This window comes from Lujinxingia litoralis (assembly GCF_003260125.1).
Classification (GTDB): Bacteria; Myxococcota_A; Bradymonadia; order Bradymonadales; family Bradymonadaceae; genus Lujinxingia; species Lujinxingia litoralis.
In genome coordinates this window covers 267,004-278,521 of sequence record NZ_QHKO01000003.1, presented here as the reverse complement: position 1 = coordinate 278,521, position 11,518 = coordinate 267,004, and the positions used below count along the sequence as shown (strand labels likewise).

At 60.5% G+C, this 11,518-nt stretch carries 7 protein-coding genes; all 7 read right to left on the bottom strand.

Annotation, left to right across the window (positions count from 1 at the left end; genetic code table 11):
* Positions 1 to 195 precede the first annotated feature (195 nt).
* The 7 genes from DL240_RS08520 to DL240_RS08490 all read right to left on the bottom strand — a co-directional run bounded on the left by DL240_RS08520 (position 196) and on the right by DL240_RS08490 (position 11,460).
* Complete coding sequence (locus DL240_RS08520; protein ID WP_111729457.1) at positions 196 to 1,125, bottom strand: tetratricopeptide repeat protein; 930 nt, start codon at positions 1,123 to 1,125, stop codon at positions 196 to 198.
* A gap of 313 nt (positions 1,126 to 1,438) precedes the next feature.
* The gene (locus tag DL240_RS08515) at positions 1,439 to 2,254 is read right to left on the bottom strand and encodes an AgmX/PglI C-terminal domain-containing protein (RefSeq protein ID WP_111729456.1); all 816 of its coding nucleotides are present in this window, start codon (positions 2,252 to 2,254) and stop codon (positions 1,439 to 1,441) included.
* Positions 2,255 to 2,452: 198 nt separating this feature from the next.
* Positions 2,453 to 4,447, bottom strand: coding sequence for an AgmX/PglI C-terminal domain-containing protein (locus tag DL240_RS20695; RefSeq protein WP_111729455.1), 1,995 nt, complete (start codon positions 4,445 to 4,447; stop codon positions 2,453 to 2,455).
* A gap of 57 nt (positions 4,448 to 4,504) precedes the next feature.
* Positions 4,505 to 4,795, bottom strand: coding sequence for a hypothetical protein (locus DL240_RS08505; RefSeq protein ID WP_111729454.1), 291 nt, complete (start codon positions 4,793 to 4,795; stop codon positions 4,505 to 4,507).
* Positions 4,796 to 4,939: 144 nt separating this feature from the next.
* On the bottom strand, positions 4,940 to 6,352 hold the full coding sequence (locus DL240_RS08500) for a tetratricopeptide repeat protein (RefSeq protein WP_111729453.1): 1,413 nt from the start codon (positions 6,350 to 6,352) through the stop codon (positions 4,940 to 4,942).
* Positions 6,353 to 6,449: 97 nt separating this feature from the next.
* A complete protein-coding gene (locus tag DL240_RS08495; protein ID WP_111729452.1) occupies positions 6,450 to 9,767 on the bottom strand; it encodes a tetratricopeptide repeat protein in 3,318 nt (1,105 codons plus the stop codon).
* A gap of 88 nt (positions 9,768 to 9,855) precedes the next feature.
* Positions 9,856 to 11,460 carry a hypothetical protein gene (locus tag DL240_RS08490; RefSeq protein WP_111729451.1) on the bottom strand — a complete coding sequence of 535 codons (1,605 nt, stop codon included), beginning with the start codon at positions 11,458 to 11,460 and terminating at the stop codon, positions 9,856 to 9,858.
* Positions 11,461 to 11,518 lie beyond the last annotated feature (58 nt).

Sequence of the window (11,518 nt, the reverse complement as noted above, 5' to 3'; positions counted from 1 at the left end):
GTCAACCGCCCGGCTCGGAGAAAGAAGTCGTAACCACGGCGCCAGCGCGCCACCATCACCACGACCTCTAAGGAGGGAAAGGTCTGTTCATCACACTTCTAGCTGTCCATCGAAAATCGTTACCGGGGGTATACCACAGCGCGAAGAAGCCCGGCAACGCACCGCTTTCCGGGAGTAAGAGCAGGGTGCCGGCGTTCAATCCCCGTCGCTGAGTTCGGCCAAGAGCGCCTGAGCTGCCGCCTGCCGAGCGGGGTCTTCGGTGGCCGCGCCACTTCCCAGGAAACGCTCGAGCTGAGCCACCGCCCCGGCGCTATCACCGCGCTCATGGTGCGCAACCGCCAGGTTGAAGTTCGCCGAAGCGTGACCGGGGTCCTGCTCCATGGTGGCCACAAAACTCTGAGCGGCCTCCTCGAAGCGCCCGATCTCCATGCGCGCCACCCCCAGCCCGTGCAGCAAACGCGTCGAGGTGGCGTTGTTGCGCACCCCGTTCTCGTACACGCGCACGGCATGATCGCTCAGCCCGAAGCGCAGGTAGAGGTCGGCCAGCGCGTGATAATGCTCGCCGCCGGGATCCTCTTTGCTCATCCGCAGCCGGGGGTTGGTCTCAATGGCGCGAGTGTAGCTGGCGACGGCCTGATGGTGGCGCCCCAGCTTGTCCTGCGTCAGCCCCAGCCGGAACCAGGCTCGCGAGAACCCATCATCGTTGGCCACGGCCCGCTCAAAATGAGTGGCCGCCTCGTCGAGTTTTCCGAGGTCGACCAGCGCCGTGCCCAGACGGTAGGCGTACTGTGCATTGGTCGGCTCAATGTCGAGCGCGCGCCGATAGGCGCGGGCGGCTTCCTCATAGTTCTTGGAGCGCATCTGATAGACCTGCCCGAGCAGGTAGGCCGCATCGGTGAAGGTCGGATCAATGCGCAATGCCTCTTCCATATGCTCGGCCGCTGTCGAGGACTGCCCGGCCTGAAAGGCCGCCATGCCCAGGTTCAGCTCTCGCACCGCCGCGGTGCGATCGGCATCGCACCCCGTACTTCCCAGCGCGAGCAACACCAGCATCAGGAGCGCGCCCAGCGTCGCCCTCCCCTTCCCAGTAACACGGATCGCATTCACACGACTCGGCAGGCTCATGGCTTGGCTCCTCCGGTATAGACTCGGATCAGTTGCGTTGGCGCCACGCGCGCACAACAGGCACCCTCATCGTACCCCCGAGGTCAAAATTCTGACAACCGGCCAAGTGTTGCGTTTCGATCGTTTTTCTGCCCTTTTTGCGGCCTCACACGATGCTGGCCGCATCCATTTTGAAAAATGACGTCGACCGAGCCTCCCCCTACATCGACCAACGCATTCAGGGCACGTTATCGCCCGGACACAAAAAAGCCCCCCCCAAAAAAGGGTGGGCCTTTGCCTGCCTTCTTAGGACCGCATCAGACGGCCTTGTGCATTAAAAGCTGAAGTTGAAGGGGTAGATCACCTTGACAATCCCGCCCCCCTTGGGCTTCGGGAAAACCCAGCGGCGAATGTTCTGAACCATGCACTGTTCAAGCTCGGAGTTGTTCAGTGAGGTCTCGACGATCGACACCTGTGTGGCTGCCCCCGAGGGCGCAATCGTCCAGCGAACCGTCACGCTCCCGGCCAGGTCGGGCTGATGCCTCAGCTCATGCTCATAGCAGTGCTGCATCTCCCGGCGGTGCTGGCGAACCACACGCTGAATCACCTCTCTTCTATCTGACGAATACGGGGCAGTAGCGCGCCGGCTAAGTCGCGTACCATCCGATCGACGCACATTTTCGATCAGGACATACGCGGACACCTCAAGCGCCCCAAATCTTAGCCCGAGCAAAGACGCGTTCAGACAGGTCCGCAGCTCGGAAGGTTCCGCCGGGCCCCTCAACAATTCAACCCGCGAAACCTCTCCGTCGACTTCAATCTCCAGCCGAAAAAGCAGTTTATCATCGAACGAGTCATTCGACAGACGGGCTTCCTCCTCGCAGGACGGAAGCTCCAGCATATCTCCAGAATGCGCCGCGTCCCATTCGGCATCGGATAGTAAACGGCGAGGCTGGCTCGCGTTGTCCGAAGCCTGCTCGGCGGGTGTCTCGCGAGGCTCTGTGACGCCCTCATTTTCTACAGGAGAGCCAGGCTCATCTGGCGGCGAAGCCATCGACCACGACGCCTGCCCGATAAGCATCATGCAGACCACGATGCTTGCACCATACCGACACACACTGCGCGGCCAGTCCATAGCTTCATTCATCATTCAGACTCCATACCCTCACGTCGCCCCGCTAAGAAAAATCATCAAACAAATCTGAGAACAATATTACATTGATAACACACACATCTTCTCAGCCCCAGGCATCCAGGGCGAACGTTCACCCTCGGCTAAACAAACAAAGGCCCCCATAAAGGGGGCCTTTGTTTGTCTTCTTGCTACCGCATCAGGCGGTCTTGCGCATTAAGAGCTGAAGTTGAAGGGGTAGTTCACGTTGACAATTCCACCACCCTTAGGCTCCGGGAAGACCCAGCGGCGAATGCGCTGCGTCATGCACTGCTCAACCCCGGAGTTGTTCAGCGAGGTCTCGGCGATCGAGGCCACAGTAACCGACCCAGTCGGCGAGATCACCCAACGTACGGTGACGCGACCGGCCAGGTTGGGGTTACGCTGCAGTTCCTGCTCATAGCAGTGCTGCATCTCCCGGCGGTGCTGGCGAACCACGCGCTGAATGATTTCGCGGTCCAGCGAGCCCTGCACGGCGGGGCGCCCGGGAACAATCTTGGGCTGACGAACCTCGCGATCACCCAGATTCGCACCACCTTTTCCGTAGTTCCCGCCGCCCTTGCCACCGCCGCCACGACCTGCGGTACCGACCGCAGCCATGCCAATCCCGCGCTCCGAGACACCGCCGCCCCCACGACCGGCGCCGGCCAGCCCGAGACCACCCACACCGGCCGCCGCGCCAGCCTGACTCCCGGTCATGTTACCCAGCGCATGCATCGCATCGCCTCCGACCGAAACATCACCAGAACCCCACATGCTGCCGAGCGACGAATCATTAAACGCGGCAAGTGCACCGGTGTTCATGGCCACTTCGGTGTCGTAGGCCTTGCGAAGCTCAATGTCGGTGTTGTCTGCCGGGCCCTTCACCGCGAGGTGGTTATCGGCTTCTTCCGCCATCTGGTCGCCTGCCTCGCCCTCGTCACCTTTATGGGCCGCGGCCTCTTCCTGCTCGTTACCACCTTCCAGCCAGTCCGGAACCTCTTCCTCGAGTTCCTCCTGCTCCGCCGGAGCCAGGAGCTGAACGAAGCGGTCCTCCGCGCTGAACTCGTGGAGTTCAAATGCGCCGTGATTCTCCGGCCACGAGAACACCATCACGAGAAAGAGGATATGCAAGAGCGCACTGGTCGCCTGGTAGGGAATCGGCTGACGGTCGATCGCCAGCATCCCCCCGCCAAGCGCGGGCATCGTGGTGAAGTGAATCAGGAAGGTATTGGCCCCGAACTCCACACGCACGCTGGTGCGCGGCGTCAGGGTCAGGCTGTAGCCTCCCCCCACTTCGGCGCTTGCCGTGGCGATTCCCCGCTGAATGGCTTCAGCCAGCGTATATTGCTGGCCATCTTGCTGCACAAGACCTTCCATCTGCGCGGATACGTTGACGCGATACCCGCCATCCCGATAGCTGACCAGCGGGAACTTCTCCTGATTGACCAGGGGATCTTCGACCACAAAGTCATTGGCTTCATCCGGCCCGATCGTCACTGACTGAGGGTCTTCGTAGGCGTTGACCGCCAGCACGTGGTCCGTCCACAGGAAGGCCACCTCCAGGGTCTGACCACCGGCCGGGTCGAAGAAGCTCTCGGTGTAGAGCTCGGTATCGCTGGGGCCGGCCGGAGCATTCGGATCGGGCGTGGCAACCCACTCCCCCTGGGGGTCGTAGAAGCCATGCGCCACCTGCCAGGCACCCTCATCGTCGTGGTAGCCGTAACCGTAGTGGTAGGCGCCCTCCGCGTCGTAGTAGCCCGGGATGTAGTTGCCCGCGTCGTCGTAATAGCCCTCCATCGCATAGGGCTGAACCACCGACCCATCCTCAAGCCGAATATAGCCTTCGGGCAGCGCGCCACCGGCCGCCGCGACCGCCGCCGGGGCGGCTACGACTTCGACCACCTCGGAGAGACGCACCACCGTATCGCCGAACTGCAGCTCGTCACCGGCGCCTACCGCAGCTTTTGTGATCTTCTCACCGTTGACGTACGTGCCCGAAGCGCTGCCCAGGTCAATGGCGACAAAGCTACTATCGGGCTGCCGCTCCAGAACGGCATGAATGCGCGAAACACGGTCGTCATCCAGGCGGATGTGCGAGCTCGAGAGCTTGCCTACTTTGACGTTATCCTGTTCGAGCTTGACCGTCGAAACCACCTGTCCCGACTGAATAATCTCGGCTTGAAGCATCATGAAATCTCCACTCGTGGCGCAGCACTCGACGGCTAACCCACCGATGCAGACAGGGGCTTAGAGGGTCTCAACGCTCTTGAGCATTTCCGGAATGAAGTCCTGACGAATATTGATCAGGCTGCTGGTCTTACCGCGCTGATCGCCGGTGATGTTCTCACCGTCGGGTCGAATCAGGTTCCCCGTAAGATCTTCGCCGTCGAAATCGTAGGTGGTCTCCTGCTGGTACACCACGCCTTCATCGCTGGTGCCACCGCTGGCTGCGCCGGCCTCGGGCAGAGACTGGGCCATTGCCGATGCCGGAAGCAAGAATCCAACCGCCATCAAACCTGTTAAGAACGCGCGTTTCATCGCTTCGTCTCCTTGATCGTCGCCGTCATAACGCCGATCACCTGATTGTTCGCCTCAATGTGCTAACCACAGGCTAACATAGCCCACAAAAAGCTGCCAAACGCCACTCAGGTAAAGGCGCGTAAAGTTTTACGTCCGATCGCCTCAGGGCGCCTCTTCCAGCCCCTGATCCGAATCATCGGCCAGACTCTCTTCGCCTTCTGCGCCACTCTCGTCCACGGGAGCCTCCTCGGCCGCCGCAGCCTCGGCGGCCGCTGCCGCTTCGGCCTGCGCGACTTCTTCAGCAAGCATCTCACGCTGCTCCACAAGCATCGGAATCTGCTCCCGGGTCATCTCGACGATCTGACGAACCTGGTCGATCCGGGCGGTGACATCTTCGCGCTGCTCCACATGCGCGCCCTGCTCGTAGTGCAAGAAGTTGTTGTAGTGCTCGATGGATGTTTCGTAGTGCGCGATCGCTGCTTCCAGGTTGGCGATGGTCCAGTCCATCTGCGCGACCATGTCGTCGGGCGAGGGAGCTTCGCGATCGCCACCGAGCTGCGCGTTCTGCGCCAGGTGCTCATGCTCCAGCACGCCCAGGTTGTACTGCACCAGCGCGTTTTGCTCGTCCATCGCCAGGATGCGTTCATATGCCTCCCGGGCCCCCTCAAGGTCGCCCATCCCTCGTCGAGCAACGCCCATGGAGAGGATGGCATCAAGGTTCTGCGGTTCGTGCTCAAGCACGTTCCCAAAGAACTCAATGGCACGCTCAAAATCGCGAACATTAAGCACAATCGCCCCCATGTTCATCAACGCCGGCACATGCGCGGGCGCAATCTCCAGCGTTTTCTGGAAGTAGGCGATCGCCGAGGTCACATCGTTTCGCTTCAGCTCGATATGCCCCAGGATGTTGTAGAGGTCCGGATCGTTTTCATCGATCTGAATGGCATTGAACATCACCAGTCGCGCCACCTGGAAGTTGCCACGATCAAAGTAGATGCGGGCCAGGTTGCCATAAGCGCGCGTGTTTTGACTGTCCCCTGCCAGCGAACGGCGAGCGTGGTTCACCGCCTCGGCATACTCGCCACGCTCTCGCAACATCACGGCGATGTTGTTATGCGCGGCCGGGTTGTAAGGCTGCACCTCAACGGCACGCTGAAAATACTCCCAGGCCTGGTCCCGGTTGCCGGAAGTCATCTCCAGCATGCCCATGTTGACGTAGGCTTCGCCAAGTTTCGGCGCAAATTCGGCGGCTTTCTCGTAGGCCTCACGGGCCTCATCAAGATCGCCTTCGAGTTCGAGGATCACGCCCAGATTGAACCAGGCCTTACCAAAGCCGCGGTCTTCTTTGAGGGCTCTCCGCAGCAAATCTTTGACCTCGCCGATGCGGGCTTCCCCGCCCTCCTCCCAGACTTCGACGGCCTTCTCGAATTCCACGATGGCCTCGGCGTTGTTGGTGCCGCCGGTCGCAGTCGCCTGGGTCATCTCATCGGGTTTTGCGGCACCGCCGCAGGCAGTGGCCAGAGTGAGCGCGACGAGCGCGCAGAGCGTGAGGACTTTCGTATGAGCCAATCGCATAGCTTTCTATCCTTGGAACCGATGCTCCCGGGGCGCGCTGTCGCCCCGGGGCGGGGATTGCTCCGATAACACGCGGCGCCCGGGCGCCGCGCCGACCTCAAGAGGCCGGCTCGCTCTCGACCTCTTCGGGCGCCGGCGCCGCTTCGGCCGCCTGCTCCTCATCGCCAAGCCCACCCAGAATGTCGTCATCCTCAACATCCAGAATGAAGCCCGACTGCATAAACCCGTCGCGGAAAAATACCGGCTGTGCGCGCATCTCGGAGGGCTTGCGGAACTCTCGTGGACGCAGCTCCGCCAGCGCGACCTCGGCGTTGCGGCTGTACTCGTTGAACCAGTTGGCCCGACGCGCCGTATTCAGCGCCTCGCGGTACATCACCACCGCCTGATCCTCGATTGCGGAGGCCCTGTCTTCCAGGATGCCCCGGTAGATCTCCTGCTGTTCGTAGGTGAGTTGAGATGGCACGGGGCTCTCTCGGAAACTCTCTGCGAAGTTCTGAAACCCGCTGCCAATCCGATAAAGCGCGGCAATGGCCCAGTCGGGGCGGCCAAAGAGAATCACCTCTTCGTAGGCCTTTCGGGCCTCTTCAATGGCCTCGATCTTCTCTGTAGCCTTCCGCTGCAGCACCTTGGCGTTGGGAGAGTTGATGCTGATGGCAGCGGCGCGCTCAAAGATGTCTTCGCCGATCATAAACTTGGCCTGAGCCGCGGCATCACGACCGGTGGTCATATCGGCGCGCTCCTCCTCACTCATGCGCTCATAAAGTCGCAGGGTACGCTCAAACTCCTGGAGCGCGTCCCGTCGCCCGCTTCGTCCGCCGCTGTTCCAGTAATGCAGCCCCAGCTTCACGCGGGCTTCCAACAGACGGTCGTTGGTGCCGTGCTCAGCATGCTTACGCAGGTACTGACGGTACTGACGGAAGGCTTCCTCTTGCTTGCCCTGCTCTTCGTAGATCTGGGCAATCTGGAAGAAGACCTCCGCGGACTCCTGACGATTGCCGCTGGCAAAGAGCTCCAGGTAGCGCTCGTAATTCGCGATCGCCTCATCGTACTGCCCGAGTCCCTGGCGGAAGGTCGACGCGTTGGAGAGAGCATCCTCTGCTTTCTCGTGGTCGGGGAAGTTACGCACAAACGCTTCATAGAAGCGCGACGCTTCACTGTAGACGGCCAGCGCGTGGTAGTTGCCACCGATGTTGAAGAGCGTTTCGGGGGCGAGTTCCGAGCTGGGTCGCACCCGCAACAGGTGCAGGCGCACCTGGATCGCCGGGCCGATTTCGCGCAGCCGCTCAAAGTCCAGCGCCGCGTTGTAGAGAGCCTTGTCCACAAACTCCGACTCGGGGAAATCACTGGCGTAGGCCACAAAGCACTCCGCAGCCTCCCGCCACTCTTCGTTGTCGTCGTGCACCGTGCAGATTTTGAAGCGAATCGCCATGTGCAGATTGGTGACGTCGTCGCGGAAATCGGCGTCAGCGATAGGCTCTTCCTCAATGTAGCGCTCCACCGCCGCGTTGAGGCCGTCGAACTCTTGAAGAAGGTTCAGCGAATCCAGGTGAAGGTTAGCCGAAATCACCGCCAGGCGGTGGTCACTATGACTAAATGCAATATCTTCAAAGACGGTGTAGGCCTTCTCCAGATGATTGAAGTCATAGTAGGTGCGCGCCATCGTGTACTTGACATCGACCATGCGATCGCCATCGGGCACGTACTCAATGTAGTTCTCGCAGGCCGTCATCAACTTGACGTAGACCTCCGGAAGCTCTTGAGCTTCGGGGACCGCCGGCGTCTCCTCACCATCCTTCTCCTCATCGAAGGTCGCTTCAATCACCGCGCGCTCTTCGGAGGTGTCGACGATGTAGAAGTAGGCCAATACCGTCGCCAGCACCGCCTCTTTGGTGTACTCCCCCTCGGGATCCAACTCCAGGACGCGCTCATAGGCAGCGGCCGCCTCTTCCCAGTTCTCAAGCTGGTAAAGAAGCTCCCCGTAGAAGAAGGTCATCATGTATTCATGTTCGGTATCCTGGAAGGTCTCCAGGTAGAACTTGTAGAGGTAGTACGCCATCGCGTAGAGGTCGGCGTTCTTGGTACGCTGAGCCTCACGATGGTAGGTGGTCGACCAGTTGCGGGCCGCCTCCTCGACCTTGGCACGAATCTTCGGGTAGTTCTGTTCTTCGGTGTCTGCGAATTGTCCGCCGTCGGCCAGTTGCACCAGACGCATCATACGCACCAACTCCTGAATACTCTCTTCGGAGTAAGCGTTGTTGGTCGTCTGGTTACGCACGATTTCGTACTGATAATCGACCGTCTTCACGCTTTCCTGATTAAGCGTGATGAGTTCGCGGTACATCCGGTTGGAATCACTTAACTGAACCTGATCACCGTAGAACACCGCCAGACGCTCGGTCATCTTAAGCCAATCTTCCCGTTCGGGAGCGATGTCCTGGAAGAAGGACACGGCCTGATCCGGCGAACCCATCTGGGCGTAGGCACGCACGACATCCTGGCGCACCTGGCGCATCAGCGCGACCATCGTGCCGTCATCGGGCCGCTCGCGCGCCGCATCGACCACGGTCAAAAAGACCTCAACGGAGCGATCGTAATTCTCCAGGTTGTAGTAGGTCCAGGCCAACTTGTAGAGGCCGTAGGGGTACACCGGGGAATCGGGATACTCAGCAACCTTCTGGTAGGCCGTGAGCGCCTCGAACATCTCCCCCTGATCAAAGGCGTACTCGCCGAAGTAGAGCAGGACCTGGGGGCCAAATTTGGTTTGCGGGAAGTTTGCGATGAGCTCCCGGAAGATGTCCAGAGCCTCGGCCTGGCGACCGGTCTCCATCAGGTTGGAGCCCAGGTAGAAGTAGACTTTATCGAGTTCGCCGAAGCCCGGGTAGTCGCGGACAATATCGACATAGAGCTGAACCGACTCCTCGCGCAGGCGCTTGGCCTCGGACTGCATATCTTCCATCTGAGCACGACAGCGTCGGGCGCCCTGCTCATCCCCCTGGTCGTCGTAGCGGTAACACTCGTCCTGACGCTCCACGGCGGTATCGTCGTAGTAGCGCGAACGCTCCCAGAAGATCTCCGAGAGATTGAAGAGGTACTCCGCGCGCTGCGGGTCGTTTTTAGGCGTGGATCGGATGAGGTCGCGCAGCTGCACGATCGCCTCATCCTGACGCTGGAGACTCGCCAGGCTACGCTCCGTCACAAACTGAGTAGCGCTAAAGCGCGGCCCCAGTTGTTCGTTTTCCAGCGTAGGGCGATCGGTCTGCTGGGAAGTGGCCTGCACCTCGATTTGATGCTCGACCTTCTCTTCTTCTTCCGGCTGGGCGGTAGCTTCCAGCGGCGCCAGGCTAAGCCATAGCGCCGAGGCGGCCAGCAACGCGCGCCAGCTCCGGGGTGATTGGTGACCGTAGATGCTCTTCATGACCCGCTCCTTACCGCGACGCGTTCAGGCGACCTGCTTGCCAACGGCCTCAATGGCCACACCCCTCCCCCCTGAGACGTGTGTCCGTTCAGCGTCGGCATTCCGATTTGACGTTGAAGAAGTAGAACCCTAACTCATCTTTCCAGTACTCTCCGTCGAACTCCCAGTAGAGATGCTCGTCGGAGATATCCAGCGAGGGCCCATCGCCAGCGCCACCATCAATCTGCATTCCAGCCCGCAGCTCCGCCTCGATTTCACCGCGCTCGGAGCGCGCAACCTCAAACAAAATTCGCTTCTGCTGGCTGACAAGACCTTCGAGTTCGCCGATCACGCGCTCCAGACGTTGCTGAGAGAGCTGCCCGGCGTCGGAGACTGCAAAACTATGGGCAATCGCTGATTCCTGAAGCAGGCTATCGCCCAGCGCACTGGTCTTCCAACTCGCAGGGAGACGCTCCATCTTCTCGGCTTCGGCCTCAATGGCTTTTACCAGATTGAAACGCTGCTCCACCTGGCGGTCATTAAGCGCGGCACGCAGCGCACTACGCACCTCGGCGTCGACCTCCACCTCGCCAGAGCGCCACTTCTCGCTCCACTCATACATCAGTGCAGGATCGTTGTTGGCGCTGATAATCGACTCAAGCTCACCTTTGACCCCTTCGTAGACGTAATCGAAGTCATCGAGCACGTCGCGAACCCGGGCGTAGTTGCAGTTGTAGAAATAGATCACTGCCGCCAGGATCGGCCCTTCCGGAAAGTACTCATTGCGGAAGAAGGGGGAGTTGATGGTGTGGAGATTGCCCAGAGCCTGGTTGAACTTATCGACCTGGAAAAAGCCCCAACTTGACTCAAAGAGCGCGTCGGGCCAGCGCGGGCTATCGCGCTTGATGCGCTCGTAGTAGCTCAGGCTCGTATCGTAATCGCCCGTCGAGTAGTAGACGCGCGCCATCCCCAGGTGGGTCAGGTCCAGAAGACGCCGCTCTTCCCCGGTGAGTTCTTCCGGGGTGGCATTTCGGGTCAGATAACGCAGGACATCGCGGAACGCATCGACCGCGGCGCGCGCATCGTAGTTAGCCACGTGCGTGATACCGGCGATGTAACGCGCCCGGGCGTACACATCGCTGCGGGTACTTACGTTGTTAAGCATGCGCAGAGACTCCTCGATGTTGAGGGTCTCATAGAAGTGGCGCCCGACCAGATAAGCATAGCGATCGCGGTACTCGTCGGGGACGACTTCCGGGAAGAGAGGCGCGTAGCCGGCCAGCAGCTCCACGAGCATCGCATCGCCCGGGATCACCTCACTGAGCAGGAGCAGCCCTCGCAACGACGCCTCATAGAAGGGATGAAACTCCCCGGCTTCCACGATGCGCGAGAAATACGCCAGCGAGCCCTGGTAGAGTTCCAACCGAAAGAGGGTCTTGGCCAGCTCGTACTCGGCTTCCGGATGGTAGTTCTCCGCCCCGGCGGTCGTGTCGGCGAGTACATCGTAGAAGCGAAGGCTCGCCTCGGCGTACTTGCGATCTTCGTAGAGGCGCTTGCCCTCGTCGATAAGCTCGATCAGATGGGGCAGCTCGTCGATGGTCTCGACCTCATCGACATCGAAAGTAAACCCATCCTGCGCCAGGGCGCTGTGACTGGCCCCCAGGCTGAGCAGACCGGCGGAAAAAGCGGCGCACGCGTTTAGCTTCCAGTTCATTTCAACTCCAGACAATGACGCCAGGCTTGACGCACTCCGAGGCCAGAGCGCGCGGCGC

Coding starts and splice junctions, on each gene's coding strand:
- DL240_RS08520 (WP_111729457.1), bottom strand. CDS start 1,125: ATGAGCCTGCCGAGTCGTGTGAATGCGATCCGTGTTACTGGGAAGGGG.
- DL240_RS08515 (WP_111729456.1), bottom strand. CDS start 2,254: ATGATGAATGAAGCTATGGACTGGCCGCGCAGTGTGTGTCGGTATGGT.
- DL240_RS20695 (WP_111729455.1), bottom strand. CDS start 4,447: ATGATGCTTCAAGCCGAGATTATTCAGTCGGGACAGGTGGTTTCGACG.
- DL240_RS08505 (WP_111729454.1), bottom strand. CDS start 4,795: ATGAAACGCGCGTTCTTAACAGGTTTGATGGCGGTTGGATTCTTGCTT.
- DL240_RS08500 (WP_111729453.1), bottom strand. CDS start 6,352: ATGCGATTGGCTCATACGAAAGTCCTCACGCTCTGCGCGCTCGTCGCG.
- DL240_RS08495 (WP_111729452.1), bottom strand. CDS start 9,767: ATGAAGAGCATCTACGGTCACCAATCACCCCGGAGCTGGCGCGCGTTG.
- DL240_RS08490 (WP_111729451.1), bottom strand. CDS start 11,460: ATGAACTGGAAGCTAAACGCGTGCGCCGCTTTTTCCGCCGGTCTGCTC.